Annotated in this window: 22 protein-coding genes; 9 read left to right on the top strand and 13 right to left on the bottom strand. The window is 67.1% G+C overall.

The window, feature by feature from the left end; translation table 11 throughout:
• Positions 1 to 15 precede the first annotated feature (15 nt).
• The gene (locus DM450_RS16570; protein ID WP_142636645.1) at positions 16 to 657 is read left to right on the top strand and encodes a YoaK family protein; all 642 of its coding nucleotides are present in this window, start codon (positions 16 to 18) and stop codon (positions 655 to 657) included.
• Here DM450_RS16570 and DM450_RS16565 read toward each other — a convergent pair.
• The 5 genes from DM450_RS16565 to DM450_RS16545 all read right to left on the bottom strand — a co-directional run bounded on the left by DM450_RS16565 (position 644) and on the right by DM450_RS16545 (position 4,725).
• Entirely contained in the window at positions 644 to 925 is a 282-nt protein-coding gene (locus tag DM450_RS16565) for a DUF167 domain-containing protein (RefSeq protein WP_142636643.1), read from the bottom strand. The two genes, DM450_RS16570 and DM450_RS16565, sit on opposite strands and share 14 nt — an antisense overlap.
• Positions 925 to 1,482, bottom strand: coding sequence for a gamma carbonic anhydrase family protein (locus DM450_RS16560; protein WP_142636641.1), 558 nt, complete (start codon positions 1,480 to 1,482; stop codon positions 925 to 927). Before DM450_RS16560 ends, DM450_RS16565 begins: the two co-directional genes overlap by 1 nt.
• 22 nt (positions 1,483 to 1,504) lie before the next feature.
• Positions 1,505 to 2,080, bottom strand: a complete 576-nt coding sequence (locus tag DM450_RS16555; protein WP_142636639.1) for a GNAT family N-acetyltransferase — start codon at positions 2,078 to 2,080, stop codon at positions 1,505 to 1,507.
• A gap of 4 nt (positions 2,081 to 2,084) precedes the next feature.
• A complete protein-coding gene (hemB, locus tag DM450_RS16550) occupies positions 2,085 to 3,080 on the bottom strand; it encodes a porphobilinogen synthase (protein ID WP_142636637.1) in 996 nt (331 codons plus the stop codon).
• Between the two features lie 100 nt (positions 3,081 to 3,180).
• Positions 3,181 to 4,725: a M23 family metallopeptidase gene (locus DM450_RS16545; RefSeq protein ID WP_260609938.1), complete on the bottom strand. Its 1,545-nt coding sequence runs from the start codon at positions 4,723 to 4,725 to the stop codon at positions 3,181 to 3,183.
• Between the two features lie 272 nt (positions 4,726 to 4,997).
• Between DM450_RS16545 and DM450_RS16540 the strand changes: the two genes are divergently transcribed.
• From DM450_RS16540 to DM450_RS16520, 5 genes are all read left to right on the top strand, one after another.
• The gene (locus DM450_RS16540; protein WP_142636633.1) at positions 4,998 to 7,553 is read left to right on the top strand and encodes a helicase-related protein; all 2,556 of its coding nucleotides are present in this window, start codon (positions 4,998 to 5,000) and stop codon (positions 7,551 to 7,553) included.
• Positions 7,554 to 7,587: 34 nt separating this feature from the next.
• Complete coding sequence (locus DM450_RS16535; protein ID WP_142636631.1) at positions 7,588 to 7,884, top strand: RNA-binding S4 domain-containing protein; 297 nt, start codon at positions 7,588 to 7,590, stop codon at positions 7,882 to 7,884.
• A 15-nt stretch (positions 7,885 to 7,899) separates the two neighbouring features.
• Positions 7,900 to 8,238, top strand: a complete 339-nt coding sequence (gene fdxA, locus DM450_RS16530; RefSeq protein ID WP_142636629.1) for a ferredoxin FdxA — start codon at positions 7,900 to 7,902, stop codon at positions 8,236 to 8,238.
• 350 nt (positions 8,239 to 8,588) lie between these two features.
• Positions 8,589 to 9,122 carry a CarD family transcriptional regulator gene (locus tag DM450_RS16525; RefSeq protein WP_142636627.1) on the top strand — a complete coding sequence of 178 codons (534 nt, stop codon included), beginning with the start codon at positions 8,589 to 8,591 and terminating at the stop codon, positions 9,120 to 9,122.
• Positions 9,123 to 9,268: 146 nt separating this feature from the next.
• Complete coding sequence (locus DM450_RS16520) at positions 9,269 to 9,655, top strand: hypothetical protein (RefSeq protein WP_260609936.1); 387 nt, start codon at positions 9,269 to 9,271, stop codon at positions 9,653 to 9,655.
• 6 nt (positions 9,656 to 9,661) lie between these two features.
• Here DM450_RS16520 and DM450_RS16515 read toward each other — a convergent pair whose 3' ends face one another.
• Complete coding sequence (locus DM450_RS16515) at positions 9,662 to 10,609, bottom strand: L-threonylcarbamoyladenylate synthase (RefSeq protein WP_142636625.1); 948 nt, start codon at positions 10,607 to 10,609, stop codon at positions 9,662 to 9,664.
• A gap of 49 nt (positions 10,610 to 10,658) precedes the next feature.
• On the opposite strand from DM450_RS16515, the gene DM450_RS16510 reads away from it, so the two are divergent.
• Both DM450_RS16510 and DM450_RS16505 read left to right on the top strand, forming a co-directional pair.
• Positions 10,659 to 12,392 (top strand): acyl-CoA dehydrogenase, encoded by a 1,734-nt coding sequence (locus tag DM450_RS16510; RefSeq protein ID WP_142636623.1) that lies wholly within the window; start codon positions 10,659 to 10,661, stop codon positions 12,390 to 12,392.
• The gene (locus DM450_RS16505) at positions 12,389 to 13,216 is read left to right on the top strand and encodes a DUF815 domain-containing protein (RefSeq protein ID WP_142636621.1); all 828 of its coding nucleotides are present in this window, start codon (positions 12,389 to 12,391) and stop codon (positions 13,214 to 13,216) included. The genes DM450_RS16510 and DM450_RS16505 overlap by 4 nt, the downstream gene beginning before the upstream one ends.
• A 55-nt stretch (positions 13,217 to 13,271) precedes the next feature.
• Here DM450_RS16505 and DM450_RS16500 read toward each other — a convergent pair whose 3' ends face one another.
• The gene (locus DM450_RS16500; protein WP_142636619.1) at positions 13,272 to 14,753 is read right to left on the bottom strand and encodes a PQQ-dependent sugar dehydrogenase; all 1,482 of its coding nucleotides are present in this window, start codon (positions 14,751 to 14,753) and stop codon (positions 13,272 to 13,274) included.
• Between the two features lie 62 nt (positions 14,754 to 14,815).
• Here DM450_RS16500 and DM450_RS16495 point away from each other — a divergent pair, with 62 nt between their 5' ends.
• Complete coding sequence (locus DM450_RS16495) at positions 14,816 to 15,298, top strand: GAF domain-containing protein (RefSeq protein ID WP_142636617.1); 483 nt, start codon at positions 14,816 to 14,818, stop codon at positions 15,296 to 15,298.
• Positions 15,299 to 15,554: 256 nt separating this feature from the next.
• Here DM450_RS16495 and DM450_RS16490 read toward each other — a convergent pair whose 3' ends face one another.
• From DM450_RS16490 to DM450_RS16465, 6 genes are all read right to left on the bottom strand, one after another.
• Positions 15,555 to 16,535, bottom strand: a complete 981-nt coding sequence (locus tag DM450_RS16490) for a ParB/RepB/Spo0J family partition protein (protein WP_142636615.1) — start codon at positions 16,533 to 16,535, stop codon at positions 15,555 to 15,557.
• Positions 16,532 to 17,308 carry a ParA family protein gene (locus DM450_RS16485; protein ID WP_142636613.1) on the bottom strand — a complete coding sequence of 259 codons (777 nt, stop codon included), beginning with the start codon at positions 17,306 to 17,308 and terminating at the stop codon, positions 16,532 to 16,534. The genes DM450_RS16490 and DM450_RS16485 overlap by 4 nt, the downstream gene beginning before the upstream one ends.
• Entirely contained in the window at positions 17,305 to 17,946 is a 642-nt protein-coding gene (rsmG, locus tag DM450_RS16480) for a 16S rRNA (guanine(527)-N(7))-methyltransferase RsmG (protein WP_142636611.1), read from the bottom strand. The genes DM450_RS16485 and rsmG overlap by 4 nt, the downstream gene beginning before the upstream one ends.
• The gene (mnmG, locus tag DM450_RS16475; protein ID WP_142636609.1) at positions 17,943 to 19,790 is read right to left on the bottom strand and encodes a tRNA uridine-5-carboxymethylaminomethyl(34) synthesis enzyme MnmG; all 1,848 of its coding nucleotides are present in this window, start codon (positions 19,788 to 19,790) and stop codon (positions 17,943 to 17,945) included. Before mnmG ends, rsmG begins: the two co-directional genes overlap by 4 nt.
• Positions 19,791 to 19,854: 64 nt before the next feature.
• Positions 19,855 to 21,147 carry a tRNA uridine-5-carboxymethylaminomethyl(34) synthesis GTPase MnmE gene (mnmE, locus tag DM450_RS16470; protein WP_142636607.1) on the bottom strand — a complete coding sequence of 431 codons (1,293 nt, stop codon included), beginning with the start codon at positions 21,145 to 21,147 and terminating at the stop codon, positions 19,855 to 19,857.
• A gap of 38 nt (positions 21,148 to 21,185) precedes the next feature.
• Positions 21,186 to 21,464, bottom strand: coding sequence for a DUF6489 family protein (locus DM450_RS16465; protein WP_142636605.1), 279 nt, complete (start codon positions 21,462 to 21,464; stop codon positions 21,186 to 21,188).
• Positions 21,465 to 21,508 lie beyond the last annotated feature (44 nt).

The following is a 21,508-nucleotide window of genomic DNA, read 5'->3' as shown; positions in this document are numbered from 1 at the left end:
CGCTATCGTCGCGATGTGAACCGGCTCGATCGTCCCCGCCGCCTGTTGGCCGCCGCCCTTGCCGGGCTGGCCGGTTATGTCGACGCCGTGGGATTCCTCTCTGCCGACCGTTATTTCGTCTCGTTCATGTCGGGCAACACGACCCGACTGGCGACCGAACTGATCGCCGACACTCCGCGCGCGGCAATACCCGCCTTGCTGATCGTTGGTTTCGTGCTGGGAGTGGCGCTCGGTCATGTGGCCGCCGAAAGGGCAGGTATCTGGCGCAAGCCGGTGGTGCTGGGGCTGGTCACCAGCCTGCTGCTGTTCGGCGCGCTGCTGGCGGTTTTTGGACAAAAAGCGGCGATGATGGCCATGCTGGTGCTGGCGATGGGCGCGCTCAACACCGCGCTGCGTCAGGGAGAGACGCCGATCGCCCTCACCTATCTGACCGGCGCCCTGGTGCGGATTGGACAGGGGCTTGGCGGCATCGTCACCGGTCGGCGCGAAGAAGGGCTGGTTTCGTTCATTGCCTTGTGGCTGGCGCTCGCCTGCGGAGCGGCCATCGGTGCAAGCCTGTTCCTTGCCTATGGACCCGCCTGCCTGCTGCTGGCGGTGGCCTGCGCCGCCGCGATGACTTTCGCCGGCTACCGCATCGCGCAGGCTACAGCGCGATAGAAAACTGCTTCTCGCGCGAAGTTGCGCCGCGCAACAAGGCAATACGCGAGGGTGCCAGATCCAGCGCCGCCGCCAGAATCGCGCGCACCGCCTCGTTCGCCTTGCCGTCTTCGGGCTTGGCGCGGACTTTCACGTGAAGCCGCCCCTCGGCGATCTCCAACGCCTCGACCTTGGCACCGGGGGTCACGCGCACGGCCAGCCGCTGCTCGGAATCGATCAGGGCCCGCACCGCCTCGGCAGAAGGAAGAGCCAGCTTTGGTTTTGCCATCAGCGCAGGAGACCAAGCGCCTCGGCATGCTGGCGCCCACGCTCGACATAGGCCTGCACACCCGCCTGATTGCCGGCAATCGCCGCCTCGTCCAGATCGCGCAGATACTTGGCCGGACGCCCCATCCAGAGCTGCCGCGCGCCGATGCGCTTGCCGGTAAGCTGCGCGCCCGCCGCCAGCATCCCGTCGGATTCGATATGGCTGCCGTCCATGACGATGGCGCCAAGGCCCACAAAGGCACGGTCTTCCAGCGTGCAGCCATGAACCATCGCCATGTGCCCGATCAGCACGTCCTCGCCGATCAGCGTCGGATACCCTTCAGGCCGCGCGGGCTTGGGGCTGTCGCAGTGAATCACCGTTCCGTCCTGCACATTGGTCCGCGCACCGATCACCACCCGGTTCACGTCGGCGCGGATCACGCAGTTGTACCAGATGCTGACGTCCGGCCCGATCTCGACATCGCCGATGATCCGGCAACCGGGCGCGATGAAGGCGCTGGAATGGATGCGCGGCGCCTTGCCATTGAAGGCGGCCACAGTCACGTCGGTGCGATTCATTGTCGTTCCTCCCCCGCCGCGATCAGCGCGGCTGCGCGGCCCATTCGTCGCGGGTGATCGAATAGACGATCGTATGGCGCAAGGGAGGCTCGAAACGCGGATCGTCGTAATCGAGCTCCTCGCGCCGGCGCATCCCCAGCCGTCGCATCAGGCCCCAACTGGCCTCGTTCTCGATCACGGTGATGGCATAGATCTCCGCCGCCCCGAACCGTCCGAAACCGGCATCGAGCGAGGCAATCGCGGCTTCCTTCGCATAGCCCTTGCCATGGGCATCGCTGCGCAGGCGCCAGCCGATCTCGAATTCGCCGGGGAACGAAGCCCCCGGCGCGTCGATCTTCTTGAGCCCGCAGAATCCCAGCAACTCGCCCGAGAGATCGCCATGATCGGCCTTGCGCTCGACCAGCCAGAACGTGTGCCCATAGCTCTCGTGAAAGCCGATCATGCGGGCTTCCGACTGGGCCAGCCGCTCCGCATCCATCACCCCGCCCAGCCAGCGCATGACCTCGGGATTGTTGGTCACCTCGGCAAAACGCGCCATGTCGCCGCGCTGCCAGCTCCGCAGCACCAGCCGGTCGGTTTCGAGGCGGAAATCCGTCATGACGTCACTTCTGCAGGAGCCGCGCGGCGTGGACGGCATGATAGGTCAGCACGCCCGAAGCACCCGCGCGCTTGAAGGCCAGCAGGGTTTCCAGCACCATCGCGTCGCGGTCCGCAGCCCCTGCCGCCACCGCCGCCTCGATCATCGCGTATTCGCCGGAGACCTGGTAGGCGAAGACGGGAACCTCGAAGGTCTCCTTCACCCGGCGCACGATATCGAGATAGGGCAGACCCGGCTTGACCATGACGCTGTCCGCGCCCTCGGCCAGATCCATCTCGACCTCGCGCAGCGCTTCCTCGCTGTTGGCGGGGTCCATCTGGTAGGTCTTCTTGTCACCCTTCAGCAGCCCGCGCGTGTTCACCGCATCGCGGAACGGGCCGTAGAAGGCCGAGGCGTACTTGGCGGCATAGCTCATGATCTGGACGTTGACGAAGCCCTCGTCCTCCAGCGCGTCGCGGATCGCGCCGATGCGACCGTCCATCATGTCCGAAGGCGCGATGATGTCCGCACCGGCCCGCGCCTGATTCAGCGACTGGCCGACCAGCACCGCGATCGTCTCGTCGTTGAGGACATAGCCGTCCTCGCCCAGCAGACCGTCCTGTCCGTGGCTGGTATAGGGATCGAGCGCCACGTCGGTCAGCAACCCGATCCGATCGCCCAGTTCCGCGCGAATGGCACGCAGCGCGCGGCACATCAGGTTGTCGGGATTGAGCGCCTCGGCGCCGTCGTCGCTGCGGCGTTCGGGCTGGGTATCGGGGAACAGGGCCAGGCACGGGATGCCAAGGTCCGCCGCTTCCTTCGCACGCTCGACCAGCAGATCGACCGACCAGCGCGACACGCCGGGAAGCGAGGGGATCGGCTGCTCCACGCCCTCACCCTCGGTCACGAAGACCGGCCAGATCAGGTCGGCGGGGGTGAGCACCGTCTCGCGGTACATGGCGCGGCTCCAGGCCTTGGCGCGCGGACGGCGCAGGCGGGTGTGGGGATAGGCTCCAGTCATGACCGCCGTGTTAGCCGCAAAATGCCAGCCGGTTCAATGAGACGGACTGTCCAAGGCCGCAAACCCGCTTGCGCCGCGCGCATGCCGGAAAGCGAGCAGATCAGAAGGTCTTGGGCTCCAGCCGATCGATCTCGCGCCGGGCGCCGGGTGATGCATTGAGCGCCGGCGCAACCGAACTCAGCGCCTCGCCCGGTTGCACGTTGAGCAGCGCCTTCATGCGCGCATCGAAGGCGTTCTTTTCCTTGCCGTCGATACGCGGGCCCGACACGAAGCGCAGGCCCGCCGGATTGATCGTCTGGCCGCCGCGATAGGCTTCGAAGTGGAGATGCGGCCCGGTCGAAAGCCCCGAGGACCCGACATAACCGATCACCTGCCCGGCCCGGACGCGGGTTCCGGCGGAAACGGCGATGCGGCTCATGTGGCCATAGCCGGTGCCAAGGCCGCCGCCATGCTCGATGCGGACATAGTTGCCGTGCCCGCCGTGGCGGCCCGAGAAACTCACCACACCGTCGGCAACGGCATAGATCGGCGAGCCATAAGCCGCGCCATAATCGATCCCGGCGTGCATGCGCACGTAGCCCAGAATCGGGTGGCGGCGCATGCCGTAGGGCGAAGTCTGGTGCCCGGCCACCGGCATGCCCGCCGCCGTGCTGCGCGATTCCGCAAGGCCGGCGGCGGCGACCATCTCGCCATCCTGTCCCCAGCGCAGCAATTGCAGACGCGGTTTGCCGTCATGTTCCAGCCCCGCATAGAGCAGGTTGCCCACCTGCCGCTCGCCCTTGGCCGACCGCTTGTAGGCCATGACGATATCGAATTCGTCGTTGCCGCGGATGTCGTTTTCGAGGCTGACGTATTTGTCGATGGCCTGAAGGTAGGCCTGAATCGCCGCGATCGGCGCCCCGGCGTTGCGCGCCGAACGATAGAGACTGGAGCCGACCGTGCCGCGAATGCGCAGCGGCGTCTCGTCCACATGAATCGGATGGCGCACCAGCGACAGGCCGCCACCGCCGCGCTGGACCGTCAGGTCCATGTCGAAACGCGCCCGGAAGTTCATCGCGGTCAGCGCCCGCGGCGCGCCGGGGGCAGGACGGGCGCCCAGCGTCACATCGAACTGCGTGCCCGGCTCGATCTGGTCGAGCGGCACCGCCTGCCCGACCAGCGCACCGATGCGCCCGGCATCGTCATCGCTGACCCCGACCCGTTCGAGCATCCGGGCAAAACTGTCACCCTGGCCCAGGGTGGCGACCAGATCGACACTCGGCCGTTCCGGCACGCTGCCGAGCGGGCGGACCAGCGGGCTGGCGCCCATGTGCCGCCCGGCATCGGCGCCGAGGGCCAGCGGAGCGATCGTCTGGCTGCGGAACTCGTCGCGCTCGCGCGCCTTGAGCGGCACCGTGGTGGCCGCCTCGACCGACGAGACATCGGGCCACAGCGCGATCGCGGCCACCGAAAGGCCCAGCATCGTCGCCATGCCGCGCAGCCAGCGGCGGCTGCCGATGTCGCAGGCAAGGTCGGGGGCGATCTCGATGCGCTGGCACCAATGCTCGATGCCATGCTTCCAGGCGCCGATCCGCTGCGCCAGACGCGGTCTGGCGGCGGCGTCCGGCGGGGATGCGGGAGACGGTGCAGCCAGGGATTCGGGCACGACTTGCGCATGCGACAGCACGGCAACCCCGGCGCTGCCCTGCCCCGCTTCGAGGCTCCCTTCCAGCCCCCCGCCATGTCCAAGATCCTTGAACAGATGCCCGTCCTTGTTGCGAAGCCAGCGGCTTCAAAAATCGCGCGCCCGACGAAGGGCTTGGCCCTGCCTTCTGCGCCAACAAGGTTAATTGCCACCTAACGCTGTGGATTTCTGACCCGTTTTTCGGCGGACCGAGTCTTGCGGGCGCCCGGCGCCAATGCCAAATCAGGCGGGTAATGCCTTACAAGCCGCATGCTTCGTCGCGAAACGACGCTCCCAGCGGGGTCAAGGCGGTGCTCGGACCAACGAACACCGGCAAGACCCACCTCGCCATCGAGCGGCTCTGCGCCCATTCCAGCGGCGCCATCGGCTTCCCGCTGCGCCTGCTCGCCCGCGAGGTCTACGACCGCGTCTGCAAGATCAAGGGCGAGGCCAACGTCGCGCTGATTACCGGCGAGGAGCGGATCGAACCAAAAAACGCGCGCTACCTGCTCTGCACCGCCGAAGCGATGCCGGTGACCGACCGCAGCCTTGCCTTCGTGGCCATCGACGAGGCCCAGATCGGTGCCGACCGCGAGCGCGGCCATGTCTTCACCGACCGCCTGCTCCACGCCCGCGGGCGCGAGGAGACGATGATCCTCGGCTCTTCCACCATCGAGCCGCTGGTGAAGGCTCTGGTCCCCGGCGTCGAGGTGATCACCCGCCCGCGCTTTTCCACGCTCTCGCATATCGGCGCGAAAAAACTCAGCCGGATCCCGCCGCGCAGCGCCATCGTCGCCTTCTCGACCGAGCAGGTCTACGCCATCGCCGAAATGCTGCGGCGCTTTCGCGGCGGCGCCGCCGTGGTCATGGGCGCGCTGAGCCCGCAGACACGCAATGCGCAGGTCGAGCTCTACCAGTCGGGCGAAGTCGACTATCTTGTCGCCACCGATGCCATCGGCATGGGCCTCAACCTCGATGTCCAGCATGTCGCCTTTGCCGGGCTCTCGAAATACGACGGGCGCCGCCATCGCCGCCTGACCACCTCGGAAATGGCCCAGATCGCCGGACGCGCCGGACGTCACCAGACCGACGGCAGCTTCGGCACGCTGACCGGATCGGGCGGGCACGATTCCGAATTCGAGCCGGAAGAGATCTACGCGATCGAGGAGCACCGCTTCCCGCCGCTGACCAAGCTGTTCTGGCGCGAACCCGAACCGCGTTTCGACAGCATCGCCGCGCTGATCGGCGATCTCGAATCCCCGCCCGACCGCGCCGAACTGGCCCCGGCCCCCGAAGCCATCGACCTTGCCGTGCTCAAGCGCCTGTCCGAGGACGGCGAGATCGCCGCGTCGGTGCGCGGCCATGCCCAGGTCGCCCGGTTCTGGGACGTCTGCCGCCTGCCCGATTTCCGCCAGCAGGGCGCGGAGACTCATTCGCGTTTTGTCGCCCGGCTCTGGCAGGACCTCAGCCACGGCCAGCTCGGCGCCGACTACATGGCCCAGCAGATTGCCCAGCTCGACCGTACCGGCGGCGATATCGACACGCTGCAGGGGCGGATTGCCGCGATCCGGTCCTGGGCCTATATCGCCCAGCGCCCCGACTGGGTGCTCGCCCGCGAGGAAATGGCGGCGCGCGCCCGGGCGGTCGAGGCGCGGCTTTCCGACGCGCTTCACGGCAAGCTTACCGAACGTTTCATCAATCGCAGGACTGCCTTGCTCATGAAGAAACTCGGCCCCGACGCCGGACTGCTCTCGGTCCGCCTCGAAGACGAGGAAGTGCTGGTCGAAGGCGAGCATATCGGCTCGCTGCGCGGTTTTGCCTTCCAGGTCGATCCCGGCACCCGCCTCACCGATCGCAAGCTGCTGCTGGCGGCGGCCGAGCGCCACTTGCCCGCCTTGCTCCAGCGCCGCGCCGATGCCCTGGCCGCCGCGATTCACGACGGCAGCGCGGAGCTCACCCTGAATGCGGGCCAGCTCCGCTGGGAAGGCGAGAAAATCGCCGCGCTCGGGCCCGGCCGGTCGCTGCTGACGCCCTCCCTGGTGCCCGACCGCGTGCTCGATGCCGTGCCCGGCCCTTCGCGCAAGGCCCTGGTGGCCGCGCTCGAAGCCTGGCTGGACACCGCGCTGGCGCCGCTCGCGCCGCTGGCAAAACTCGACGAGGCCAGCCGCAGCGAGGATGCCGGACCGGACCTGCGCGCCCTGCTGATCGCGCTGGTCGAATGCGGCGGCCTTTGCGCGCGGGAGGAAACCGGGGTCGACCGGCTCGACAAGCAGCGCCGTACTATGCTCGCCAGGCTCGGCGTGCGGGTCGGCGCGCTCGACCTGTTCGTTCCCGCCATGCTGAAACCCGGCCCGATCGCGCTGTGGCGCCAGCTTGCCCGGATCGCCGGAAAACAGGCCCCGGGCGGCGAGCCCGGCGCCGCAATGCCGCCCGCCATGGATGCCGCCAAGCGCCAGCGCGCGCCCGGCTACCGCAATCTCGGCAAGCAGCTGATCCGCCTCGACATGGCCGAGAAGCTGCTGCGCGAAGCCCACGAGGCCCGCGGCAGCGGCCCCGCATCGCGCGATTTCGCGCTCGATCCGGCGCGCGCCGTGTCGATGGGGCTGACCACCGCCAGTTATGCCCGCCTGCTGCGCATGGCCGGTTTCCAGCCGGTCATGCCCCGCCCGCTGGCCGAGGATGCCCACGGTCCCCCGGCCCCGGTGCGCTGGCGCTGGCGGCCGCCACGGCGGCAGGCCGAGGAACAGCGCCCCCAGCCGATCCGCAAGGACAGCGCCTTCGCGGCGCTGGGCGAACTGATCTCCCGCTGATGGACACCGCGGGCACGGGAACGGAGGCAAGCGCTTGAGGATCGACAAGCTGCTCTGGTTCCTGCGCCTCACCAAGACCCGGCCGCTTGCCCAGAGCCTCGCCGAATCCGGCCATCTGCGAATCAACGGCAAACGGATCGAGCGGGCCCACCAGAAGGTCGTCTGCGGCGATATCCTCACCCTGCCGACAGCGCAGGGTGCAAGGGTGATAGAAATCCTATCCCTTCCCGAGCGCCGCGGCCCTGCCCCCGAGGCGCAGTCCTGCTATAGAGTGCTTGACGCGGGGCCCGCTGATCCCATAGCAGCGGCCAACCGCAACGAGGCCGTCTAAGAGGAATACGCAGCCATGACCTATGTCGTCACCGACAATTGCATCCGGTGCAAGTACATGGATTGCGTCGAAGTCTGTCCGGTGGACTGCTTCTACGAGGGCGAGAACATGCTGGTGATCAATCCCAGCGAGTGCATCGACTGCGGCGTCTGCGAGCCTGAGTGCCCCGCCGAAGCGATCCTGCCCGACACCGAGAGCGGCCTCGAGCAGTGGCTCGAACTCAACGCCAAGTATTCCGCCGAGTGGCCGAACCTGACCACCAAGAAGGACGCGCCGGCCGATGCCGACGCCATGCGCGGCGAAGAGAACAAGCTCGAAAAGTATTTTTCGCCCGAACCCGGCGAAGGCGACTGATCTTACCCCGCTCTGGCGTTCTGGAGGGGACCGGAATCCTCGCGGTTTCCTTCTGACCAGAGGCACTTGCGACCAGATCCTGTACCGCGCATGGGTATCCCCGCGTGGTGCAGGGTTAATTCTGCGTACGGCTCTGGTAATTTTATCACATCGGTGCTATATAATCGGTCGACTGCCCGGGCTCCCCGCCCGTTTTGGCAGCCGTTTTCATTGCGAGGCAGGGTTCGAAAGCAGACGGTTGGGAGAGTGATCTGACCGGGCGGCGGAGACTATTGTCTCCATTGTCGCACCCCCCGGGTTTCTCCCAGGCCGTAGGTAAGGCAAAGAACCTGCAGGTGAAAGGACGATAAATGGCAACCAAGGCCGATGCCTTCGATGTTGGAGATTACGTCGTTTATCCCAAGCACGGCGTGGGCCGTGTTATCGAGCTCCAGAAGCAGGAAATTGCCGGGATGCAGCTCGAACTTTATGTGCTTCGGTTCGAAAAGGAACGCATGACTCTGCGCGTTCCGATGAACAAGGTCGAAGCCATCGGGATGCGCAAGCTGTCTTCGGACAAGACTCTGCGCGAAGCACTCGACACGCTCAAGGGTAAACCCAAGGTCAAGCGCACCATGTGGTCGCGCCGCGCCCAGGAATACGAAGCCAAGATCAATTCGGGCGACCTCGTGTCGATCGCCGAAGTGACCCGCGACCTGTTCCGTGCCGACGACCAGCCCGAGCAGAGCTATTCCGAACGCCAGATCTTCGAGGCCGCTTCTTCGCGCCTCGCCCGCGAACTGGCGGCCATGGAAAAGACCGACGAACAGGGCGCGCTCAAGAAGATCCTCGCGATCCTCAACGAGTACGCTCCCAAGTACTACGAGAGCGCCGAAGCCGTCTGATCCTCGATCGGAACGGGCCATCGCTCGATTTCAGGAAGGGCCGCTCCCGCAAGGGGGCGGCCCTTCCTTTTACCCCCAGCCCCCAGTTCCAGTCCAAGCGCTGCCATTCATTGTCCTGTCAGCCGCGACGTGACAGTTTCGCGGCCATGACCCGCTCATTGCGCACCCCGCCGTTGATCCCGCTCGCCCTCCTCGCGCTGCCGCTGGCGGTGGGCGGCTGCGTCAGCACCGTGGGCGCAGTGGTGACGGCACCGGTGCGCATTGCCGGGTCGGCGGTCGACATGGCCACCACCAGCCAGTCCGAGGCCGACGAGAAACGCGGCCGCGCCATACGCAAGCGGGACGAGAAGCTTGGCAAGCTGCAGCGCCAGTACCAGCGCCACCTCAAGGACTGTGATCGCGGCGACCGCGATGCCTGCACCAAGGCCCGCGACGACTACGCCGAAATCCAGTATCTGACGCCAGCCGCCACACCGCGCATCACACCGGGCACCACGCCGCGCATCACGCCGGGCACCACACCGCCGCGTTGACCGGATTCAGGCCGCGGCGCGGCGCAGGCGGTCGTTGATCGCGGCACCGATTCCGCCTTCCGGCACCGGAGCCACCGCGATGCGCGGGAAATCGGCGGCGGCGCCTTCGTGCAGCAGCGCATAGAGCCGCGAGGCCGCTTCGGCGAGGTCGCCCGCAGGTGAGAGCGAGGCATGGCCGGCCACCGCGCCGAAACCGATGTGGAACTCGTCCGCCGCAGCCTCGCATGCGCCGAGGCGTACCGGCTTTCCCGGCGCATAGTGGCTGGCGAGTTGCCCGGGTGCCTCGATCTCCCGTGACGTCACGGCGTCGGCATCGGTGCCGAGAACCGCACGAATCCGCGACTCCGCGATCGGACCGGGGCGCAGCACCTGCCAGCGCCCATCCCCGCGCAAGGCCACGATCGTCGATTCCACCCCCGCCTCGCAGGCCCCGCCGTCCACCACCGCGTCGACCCGCTCGCCCAGCGAGGCGACGACGTGCTCTGCGGTTGTCGGACTCACCCCGCCGCTGCGGTTGGCGGACGGTGCCGCCAGCGCCAGTCCGGCCTGAGCGATGATGTCGCGCATCACCGGATGCGCGGGGCAGCGCAGCGCCACGGTCGGCAATCCGGCGGTCACGGCGGGCGCGATCTCGGCGCCTTCGGCGAGCGGCAGCACCATGGTCAGCGCGCCGGGCCAGAATGCGGCGGCAAGTGCCTCGGCACGGTCGTCGAACCGGGCGATCCGCCGCGCGCAAGCAAGGTCGGCGACATGGACAATCAGCGGATTGAAACTCGGCCGCCCCTTGGCCCGGTAGATCGCGGCAACCGATTCGTCGCGGTCGGCCCTGGCGGCCAGGCCGTAGACGGTCTCGGTCGGAATCGCGACAAGCCCATTCGCGCGCAGCAGTTCGGCGGCGCGGGCAATCCCGGCGGAATCGGCGGCGAGGCGTTCGGGTCGACTGGTGCGCTCCATGCCCCGGCGCTATAGCGCGTCGCGAGGAAAGCCAAGGAAAACCGCGAAAATGAGCTTTAATCCCCCCAGCATCGATCAGGTTCTTGCCCTGCGCGTCAACGCCGGGCTCGACGCGCTTGCCGAAACCGAGCGCTTTGCCGCCGCCAGCCCCGACGTGGTCGAAGCCGTGGTCGAAGGCGCCGGACAGTTCGCGGCAGGCGAATGGGCCCCGCTCAATCGCCTGGGGGACAGCGAAGGCGCCCGCCTCGTCGATGGCAAGGTGGTGCTGCCGCAAGGCTTCGCCAAGGCGTACAGCGACTTCGTGGAAGCGGGATGGAATGCGATTTCCGCACCGGAGGAATTCGGCGGACAGGCCCTGCCCCAGTCGCTCGCGGTTGCCGTGCTGGAATGCATGGGCACCGCCAACATGGCCTTCTCGCTGCTGCCGATGCTGACCGTGGGCGCCATCGAGGCGCTGATTCACCACGGCAGCGAAAGCCAGCAGGCCCGGTACCTGGCGAAGATCGTCAGCGGCGAATGGTCCGGCACGATGAATCTCACCGAACCGCAGGCCGGTTCCGACGTCGGCGCGCTGCGCAGCACCGCCGTGCCGGTCACCGAAGGCCCGCACACCGGCAAGTACCGCATTGCCGGGCAGAAGATCTTCATCACCTGGGGCGAGCATGACCTTGCCGAAAACATCGTCCACCTCGTGCTGGCCCGCACGCCCGGCGCCCCCGCGGGATCACGCGGGATCTCGCTTTTCGTGGTGCCCAAGTACCATGTCGAGGCCGACGGCACGCCCGGCGCGCGCAACGACCTCAAGGTCGTCAGCCTCGAACACAAGCTCGGCATCCACGCCTCGCCGACTTGCGTGATGAGTTACGGCGACAACGGCGAATGTATCGGCGAACTGGTCGGCGCGGAAAACGAGGGCCTGCGCTGCATGTTCACGATGATGAACAACGCCCGCATCAATGTCGGCGCGCAAGGCGTGCAGATCGCCGAGCGGGCGATGCAGCAGGCGATGGCTTACGCGAACGACCGCGTGCAGTCCGCCCGCGCGGGTTCGGCCGACAAGGCCCCCGTCGCCATCGTCGAGCATCCCGACGTGCGCCGCACCCTGCTGCGCATGCGCGCGCTGACCGAAGGCGGCCGCGCCCTGCTCTACTACGCCACCGGCCAGCTCGATCGTGGCGGCATGGGGGATAGTGCCGCCCAGCAGCGCGCCGAACTGCTGGTGCCGCTGGTCAAGGCCTGGTGCACCGACATCGGCGTGGACGTGGCCAGCCTCGGCATCCAGGTCCACGGCGGCATGGGCTTCATCGAGGAGACCGGCGCCGCGCAGCACTACCGCGATGCCCGCATCGCCCCGATCTACGAAGGCACCAACGGCATCCAGGCCGCCGATCTCGTGACCCGCAAGCTGGGCATGGAACAGGGCGGCGTGCTGTTCGCCCTGATGGACGAGATCGCCGCCGAATCCTCCGAAGCGCTGCAGGACCTCGCCCGCGGCTGCAAGGCCATGGCCGAACGCTTCATCGCCGGTTCGCTCGACGACCGCCTGGCCGCCAGCGTGCCCTTCCTCGAAGCCTGCGCCGTGGCGGTGGCGGGCTGGCAGCTCGAACGGCAGGTCGCGGCCCTTCCCGCGCTGGACCTCTCCGCCAGCTTCGCCAAGCGCAAGCAGGTGGTGGCCCGCTATCTTGCCCAGCACATCGTGCCCGAAGCCATGGCTGCACTCGCACAGGCCGCCAAGGGCGCGGACCTGCTCTATGATCTCACCAGCGAGGAACTGACTGCGTGACCGACCAGATCGACGTCCTGACCCGTATTGCCGCCGCTCTCGAACGCCTGGCCCCGCCGCCCGCCCCGGCCGTCAACTGGCTGGCCCACCCCGCCTATGTCTGGACCGGCAGCGAAGCCCGCGCGGTGACGACTCTGGAAGCGCCGAAGCTCGCCATGCTGCGCGGCATCGATGCCCAGAAGGAACGTGTCGTCACCAATGTCGAGCGGCTCGCCCAAGGCCACGCCGCCCACGACATGCTGCTCTGGGGCTCACGCGGGATGGGCAAGTCGGCGGTGATCCGCGCCGCCATCCGCGCGGCGCAGGACCTGCATCCGGGCCGCATCGCTCTGGTGCAGGTCGCGCAGGAAGCGCTCCACGGCGTCACCGCGCTGTTTGCGCTGCTCGGACGGGTCGACCGCCAGTTCCTGGTCTACATCGACGATCTCGGTTTCGAGGAAGGCGACGGCACCGGCCCGCGCCTGCTGCGTTCGTGGCTGGAAGGCGGCGTCGAGGCCCGTCCGGCCAATGTCCGCCTTGCCGTGACCTCGAACCGCCGCGCCATCGTCGGCCGCGCGATGAGCGAGCAGGACGATCCGATCAACACCCGCGACGTGGTGGACGACCGCCTCGCCCTGGCCGACCGCTTCGGCCTGTCGATCGGTTATCACAACTGCGACCAGCCATCCTACCTCGCGATCATCCACGGCTATGCCGAACAGTACGGGCTGGAATTCGAGGAAAGCGACGCGCTGGAATGGTCACGTCGGCGCGGGGCCCGCTCGGGGCGCGTGGCCTGGCAATATGTCACCGAACTGGCCGGGCGCATGGGCAAGGTCGTCTGAACCAAAAACGGGGGGCCGATGGCCCCCCGTTCTCGTTTCCACGCAGGTCTGCCCGTCAGGGCAACAGGCGGTCCGGTCCCTTCTTGAAACCGGCGATCGTATCGACACCCGGAACCGTGGGATCCTTCAGTTCCTTGAGCGGCTTCATGTGCTCGGTCTCCACCGCCGTGATCGCGGCGGCCGGCTTGGCCCCCGGCGCATTGACGCGCCAGATCATGCCCGCCGTATCGTCGCTGACCAGCAGGCTGCCGGTCTTGTCGAAGGCCAGCCAGGTCGGGCGGCCACGCGTATGCGAAGCGTCCTTGAGGAAGCCCGAGAGCACCGGAATCGGCTTCACGTCCCGGGGATTGCCGTTCTTGTCGAAGGGCACGAAGACCACGTCGTAGCCCACCGCCGGGCGGCGGTTCCACGAACCGTGGCGCGCCACGAAGGCACCGTTGGCATACTTGTCGCCCAGCACGATGCCGCCCTTGGCAAAGACCATGCCCAGCACGGCCGCATGGGCCCCCATCGCGTATTCGGGCTTGCGGGTATATTCGAGCATGTAGGTCTGCATCGGCCACTGGACGCGGTCGTCGAAAGTCGTCTTCCAGTAGATCCACGGCCAGCCATACTGCGAGCCGACCGGCACGCTGGTCAGATAGTCCGGCACCAGATCGGGGCCGAGCATGTCACGCTCCTGCACGGTGGCCCAGAGTTCCCCGGTCGAGGGATTCCAGCCCATGCCGTTGGGATTGCGCATACCGGCCGCGAACTGGCGGACCTTGGCGGTCGCGACGTCGATCTCCCAGATCGCCGCGCGGCCCGATTCCGCTTCCATGCCGTTGTCGGCGATATTGGTGGCTGACCCCACCGCGACATAGAGATGCTCGCCGTCCTCGCTCATGAGCAGGTTGCGCATCCAGTGATTGCCGGCAGCCGGCAGGTCCATCATCTTGCGCAGCGGCTTGCCGACCAGCTTGGTCTCGCCGGGCGTGAATGCGAATTCAAGCACGGCATCGTGGTTGGCGATGTAGAGCTTGCCGTCACGATAGGCCATGCCCGAAGGCGAATGCATGTCCGCGGTGCGGAAGTCCGAACGGGTTTCCGCCTTGCCGTCGCCATCGGCATCGCGCAGCAGCACGATCTTGTCCGGCGATGGCACGTCGGCGCCGACCTGGCTGAACATCCAGCCCATGACCATGCCGGTGAGGCCGCCGGGCTTGTTGCCGGCAGGCGCATTGGCTTCGGCCACCAGCACGTCGCCATTAGGCAGGGTGAGCATCGTGCGGGGATGGTCCAGGCCTTCGGCGAAGCGGCTGACGGCCAGCCCCGGCGCCGCCGCGGGCTTCTCGCCCTGGGCCCAGCCCACCGTGCTCACCAGCTTGACGCTGGGAATGGTCTGCGGATCGGCCTCGACCAGCTTCGGGTCCTTGCCCGTCGTCGCATCGAGCGGCAGGTCGGACGTGTTGGAATACTGCGCCCAGGCAATCACCCCGACAATGGCGAGGACGATCAGCAGCAGGACGACGGCGACTTTGATGAGTATCGAGCGCATGCCGCATGGAATAAGCGCGCACCGGCTAGGCGGCAACAAGGACTTGGAGTAACCCCTCCGCCATGTACGACTTCGCACCCAAGGGCGACACGCCCAAGCCCGAACTCTATGGCGAACTTGTCGAGGCCGCGCAGGCGCTGATCGCCGGCGAGCCCGACCCGGTTGCCAACATGGCCAACCTCGCCGCGCTGCTCTGGCAGTACCTGCCCGACCTCAACTGGTCCGGCTTCTACCGCAACGTGGCAGACGAACTGGTGCTGGGGCCCTTCATCGGCAAGCCCGCCTGCATCCGCATCCCCTTCGGCCAGGGCGTCTGCGGCACGGCGGCACAAAGCGGCGAGACCCAGGTCGTGCCCGACGTCCACGCCTTCCCCGGCCATATCGCCTGCGACGCGGCGAGCCGCTCGGAACTGGTGGTGCCGGTGCTGCGCGATGGCAAGGTGATCGCGGTGATAGACCTCGACAGCCCCCTGCCCGGCCGTTTCGACGACGAGGATGCTGCGGGGATCGAGCGCTTCGCGGCGGCGGTTGCCGGGGCGATTTAATTCAGTTCTGTCAAGAATTTAAGAATAACGCAGGGGAGCCCATCGGCGAAGCTCGGGATAGACTTCGCCCCCCTGCCCCCCCAATTCTGTCTCCGTCGCCGCCTCGCCTGACCGATGCGCACTCATTGCGGAGACTGGCCGCCCCCAGGGCATTCAACGACTCAAACGCTGCAGTTCAAGCTCAACCAATCGTGCGAGACGCGACGAAGACGGTAACGGGGTCTGGGGCCCATGGCCCCAGAATCATCCTCTTTTCTTAAATGGCTCCGCCCGTCAGACGCTGACACACCAGATCGAGCTGATCGAGCGTCGCATACCGGATCGTCACCGTCCCCGACTTGGGATCGGCATCCGCGCTGATCTTCACCGGCATGCCGAGGAATTCCTCGAGGTGGTTCTGCACGGCGGCGATGTCGGCATCTTCCGTCGCGTTGCGGGCCGTACGCGCCCGGCGCGGTGCCACATCACCGCGCAGCTTCTTGCGCACCAGCTTCTCGACATCGCGCACCGACATCTGCTTGCCGATCGCGGCCTCGGCGATTTCCTCGGCATCGTCGCAGCCAATCAGCGCACGCGCGTGCCCCATCGACAGGCTGCCGTTCTCGACCTTGGCGATCACGCCGTCGGGCAGTGCCAGCAGGCGCTGGAAGTTGGCGATATGGCTACGGCTCTTGTCGACCATGCGGGCGATCTCGGCCTGGGTCATGCCCTCGAATTCGGCCAGGCGGTTATAGGCGCGCGCCTCTTCGATGGGATTGAGATCCTCGCGCTGGAGGTTCTCGATCAGCGCCAGCGCCATGACCTCACGCTCGGTGAGCTCGCGCACCAGCGCCGGAATCTCGTGCAGCTGCGCCTTTTGCGCCGCACGCCAGCGGCGTTCACCGGCAACCAGCTGATAGCCGCCCCGCGGCATCGGCCGCACGATGATCGGCTGAATCACCCCGCGATGCGCGATCGAGGCGGCAAGTTCCTCCAGCGCTTCCTCGTCGAAGATCCGGCGCGGCTGATCGGGATGCGGGGTGATGTCGGAAATCGCCAGAACCGCAAGACCGCCCGCGCGCGTCGACGGCGCACCGGTGCTTTCTCCCCCGGCAGAGAGCGGCTCCTCGCGTCGGGTTTCACCGAGCAACGCCCCCAGACCGCGCCCCAGCCCCTTGGGCTTCTGGCGTACCGGCGATGGCTTTTCCGCAGCTACAGCGTCCTGCTGGGGGACGCCGACAATGGATTCTTCGCTCATGCCGCTTTCCTCTTCTCGGGCAGTCGGGTGATCAGTTCGCGGGCAAGCGCCATGTAGGCGCGGCTGCCTGCGCAGGTGTGGTCATAGATAAGAGCCGGCACGCCGTGGCTCGGCGCTTCCGACAGGCGCACGTTGCGCGGGATCGTGGTTTCGAACACCAGCGATCCCAGCACCGAACGCACGTCTTCGGAGACCTGGTCGGTCAGGCGGTTGCGGCGGTCGAACATGGTCAGCGCAATGCCGATGATGCCGAGATCGGGATTGAACCGCTGCTGCACCCGCTCGACCGTCTGCAGAAGCTGGCTGAGGCCTTCGAGCGCAAAGAACTCGCACTGCAGCGGCACCAGCAAGGTATCCGCCGCCGTCAGCGCATTGAGCGTCAGCAGGCCCAGCGAGGGCGGGCAATCGATCAGGCAGACGTCATAGCCCAGATCGGGGCGCAACTGCGTGCGCAGGCGATTGGCGCGGTCCTCGGCGTTGACCAGTTCAATCTCGGCGCCTGAAAGGTCCACCGTCGCCGGCAACAGGTCGAGGCCGGGAATCTTGGTTTCCATCACGCATTCGGCAACCCGGGCGCGATCGACCAGCACGTCATAGGACGAGGCGGTTCGTTCCGCTGCGGAAATGCCGATCCCGGTCGAGGCGTTGCCTTGCGGGTCGAGGTCGATCAGCAGCGTTTTCCAGCCAGTGGCGGCGAGCGCGGTAGCGATGTTGATCGCCGTCGTGGTCTTTCCGACACCGCCCTTCTGGTTGGCAATCGCGATACGGATCACTTGGTCTTACCCTTCCCGCCGGCCAGCGTGCCGACAATGATGCCCGCTTGCGGATCCGTCAGGGACTGTTCCACGTGGAACACATGCCGCCATTTGCGAAGGTCATCCAATTCTTGCTGTGCGGACCGCCCTTTGGGCAACAGCCAGACCGTGTCGCTTGTGGAAAACCGCGCGGATAAGGTGAGGAGTTTTTCCAGCGGCGCAAAAGCGCGCGCCGAGATCACGCGCGCCTCACGTGTTTCTACCAGTTCCAGACGCTGACCAAGCACCCTCGCCTTGTCGAGCCCCATCGCCAGTCGGGCGCGATCGAGCCACTCGATTCGCCGCGCCCGCGATTCGACCATCAGCACGTCACACTCGGGACGCAGCGCCGCGATCACCAGACCGGGGAAACCCGCGCCGGTGCCAAGGTCCATCCAGGGCGAGGATGTTCCACGTGGAACATGCGGGAGCAGCTGGGCACTGTCGACGATATGCCGCAGCCAAACCTGATCGAGACTGGCCGCCGAAACCAGATTCTGCCGGGTGTTCTCGTCGGCCAGCATGCGGACCAGAATCTCCAGCCGCTCCTGCGCGGCCTGGTCGTATTCGGGCAGAGCGCGCAGCCAGTCGCGCGCTTCGTCTTCAGTGGAAATCACGCTGCTTCCTTGCGGGCATGGACAAGCAGCGCCGCAAGCGCTGCGGGAGTGATACCGGGAATCCGACCGGCGGCGGCGAGCGTTTCCGGTCGCGCCCTGGTCAATCGCTCGACCATCTCACGCGAGAGGCCGGGAATCTCGGCATAGGGAAAATCGTCGGGGAGCGGCAGGGACTCGCTCGCGCGCAGATCGCGCAGTTCGCGTTCCTGCCGATCAAGATAAGGCGCATAGGCCGCATCTTCGGCCAGTTCTTCCGCCAGCGCGGAATCGGCGAGATGCTCGCTGGCGATCCATGGCGAGAGTCCCGCCAGATCGACACCGCCAAACCGCAGCCACTCCCGGATAGGGAGACGGCCTGCGTCGGCGCGCACAGGAAGCCTAGCCTGCGCCATCTCGGCGGACGCCACCGGCACGTCGAAAGCCGCTTCCAGTTCCGCACGCGCTTCCAATCGGCGCGCGAACCATTCCCGCCGAGCCGGGCCGACCGCGCCCGCGTCGATAGCCAGCGGAGTCAGCCGCGTGGTCGCATTGTTGGCGCGAAGGCGCAGACGGTACTCGGCACGCGCGGTGAGCATGCGATAGGGCTCACTCACGCCGTGCAGGGTGAGATCGTCGATCATCACCGCCATGTAGCTGTTGGCCCGGTCCAGCGGCGCCGGCTCCCGGCCCAGTACCGCAGCAGCCGCATGCATGCCGGCGACCAGCCCTTGTGCGGCGGCTTCCTCGTATCCGGTCGTGCCATTGATCTGCCCGGCGCAATAGAGACCGGCCATCTCGCGCAGTTCCAGACTCGTGCGCAGCGCCCTGGGATCGATGTGATCGTACTCGACCGCATAACCCGGCACGACCATCTCCACGCGCTCCAGCCCTTCCATGGTCCGCAGCATGTCCAGCTGGACATCGGCGGGCAGCGAGGTGCTCACGCCGTTCGGATAGACCAGCGGATTGTCGAGGCCCTCGGGCTCAAGGAAAATCTGGTGCCCGTCACGGTCGGCAAAGCGGTGAATCTTGTCTTCGATCGAAGGGCAATAACGCGGCCCCTGCGCCCCGATCGCGCCCGAGAACAGCGGTGAGCGATGGAGGTTGGAGCGGATCACCTCATGCGTGCGCGGGTTCGTCCGCGTGATGGCACAGAACACCTGCGGCACTTCGCGGCGCTGCCCCATGGCCGACATCGTCCAGGGCTCGACATCGGAGGGCTGCTCGCCCAGCCGCGCCCAATCGATGGTGCGGCCGTCGAGACGCGGCGGGGTGCCGGTCTTGAGACGGGCCATCGGCAGCTTGGCTTCGCGCAATTGCGCCGCCAGCTTTTGCGCCGAGCTTTCGCCGATCCGGCCGCCGACCATGCGTTCCTCGCCCCGGAACAGAGTTCCGCCCAGGAACGTGCCGGTGCAGAGCACGACCGCGCGCGCATCGAGACGAGAGCCATCGGCCAGATCGATGCCGACCACCCTGCCCTGCTCCATCACCAGCGCGGCGGCTTCGCCCGCAACCAGAGTCAGATCGCCCTGCTCTTTCAGCATGCGATGGATCGCGGCCTTGAACAGATTGCGGTCGGCCTGGACACGCGGGCCCTGCACCGCGCTGCCCTTCGAGCGATTGAGCATGCGATAGTGAATCGCCGCCGCATCGGCGGCCCGGCCGATGAGTCCGTCAAAGGCATCAACCTCGCGCACGAGGTGGCCTTTGCCCAATCCGCCGATGGCGGGATTGCAGCTCATGGCGCCCACGGCGTCGATGTCGAAGCTGACAAGCGCCACGCGCGCGCCCATGCGGGCGGCCACGGCCGCCGCCTCGCAGCCGGCATGGCCGCCGCCGATCACGATCACGTCGAAGGAATGCATCCGACGCGCTTACTCGAAAGCGTGAATCGCGTCAAAGGTGTGTTCCACGTGGAACACACTCTATTCACTTGCCGATGCAGAACCGTCCGAACAGGGCATCGAGCATGTCCTCGGTGGTCGCCCGGCCGATCAGCGCATCGAACGCCACACGCGCAAGACGCAGCGCCTCGGCCACCAGCAGCGGATCACTCTCCCGTCCCGCTGCGGCAAGCGCCCTTTCCGCTTCGCCGACAAGAGCGTGCTGACGCGCATTCAAAGCCGCGTCGCCCGGACGCGGCATCGCCCCCCGCGCCGTCTCGATAAGATCGCTGCGCAGGCCGTCCATGCCCTCACCGGTCACCGCCGAGATCCGGTGGCGCGCCTCGGCCTTGTGTTCCACGTGGAACACATCGGCCTGCGCCGCGATTTCCCACGCCGCTTCCGGCCCCTCTCCTTCCGGGCCAAGCCAGAGTACGAGGTCCGCCCGGTCCAGCGCATCGCGGGCGCGCGAGATGCCGATGGCCTCGATCACGTCACCGGTCTCGTCCCGCAGCCCGGCCGTATCCCCGAACAGGAACGGCACCCCGCCAATCGAGACGGCGCGCGTCAGCACATCGCGTGTGGTCCCGGCGAGCGGAGACGTGATCGCCGCCTCATCCTCCACCAGCGCATTGAACAGCGTGCTCTTGCCGGCATTGGGCGGTCCCGCCAGAACCACCCGGTAGCCCTCGCGCAGCGCCTCGGCACGCGGACGATCGAGCCAGTCCGAAAGCTCTTCGCGCAACTCGGCAAGCTGGGCGATGAAGTCCGCGGGAAGATCGGCAACGTCATCCTCGTCGCCAAAGTCGAGCACTGCCTCGACCGAAGCCGAAGCCCTCAGCACCCGGTCGCGCCACTGTTCGACCTGCCGCGAGAAGGCACCGCCCGCCATCGCCAGCGCCGAACGACGCTGCAGTTCGGTCTCGGCGGAGAGCAGGTCCGCCAGCCCTTCGGCCTCGGCGAGATCGATCCGGCCGTTGGCAAAGGCGCGGCGGGTGAATTCCCCGGGAGTTGCGCGGCGCAACTTCGGCAGCCGGGCCAGTTCCGCCTCGACGGCGTTGACCACCGCCCTGCCCCCATGAAGATGGAACTCGGCCAGGTCCTCGCCGGTGGCCGTCGTCGGTCCCGGGAACCACAGCACCAGCGCCTGATCCAGCACGGACCCTTCGCGGTCCCGCAGCACGCGGTAGTGCGCCCGGCGCGGTTCGGGCAGCGAACCCGCCAGAGCGCAAAGCGCAGCCCCGGCCTCGGGGCCGCTCACACGAATGATGGCAATGGCAGCCGGCGGCGCACCGCTCGACAAGGCAAAGATGGTGGAAGCGGAAACGGTTTCGGACATGGACCCCGCCTAGCCCGAGCGGGTTCGTCCGTGAAGGCTCAGTTGTCCTTCTTGGGCTTGCCGCCTTGCGGATTGAGCACGCCGCTAAGCGCCATGGCGGCACCGCTTTCCATCAGCTGCTGGAACAGCTTCAGCCCGAATTCGCCCATTGGCGCGACCTGCTTGGTCAGTTCCTGAAGCTGATCGACGCTGCCGACACCCTGCATCGCCTTGCTGAGCGCATCGACATAGACCTCGTTGGCCTTGGTCACATCGGGCAGGCCAAGGAAGCGGCGGGCCTCTTCGGGCGAGCATTCTACCTCGACATTGACCTTCATCACCGCGCTCCCGCTTGGAATTTCTGTATCATAGCTGGCACAGT

This window comes from Sphingomonas sp. IC081 (assembly GCF_006874585.1).
Lineage (GTDB): Bacteria > Pseudomonadota > Alphaproteobacteria > Sphingomonadales > Sphingomonadaceae > Novosphingobium.
The sequence above is the reverse complement of the archived record's forward strand: the minus strand, read 5'-3'. Positions and strand labels throughout refer to the sequence as shown.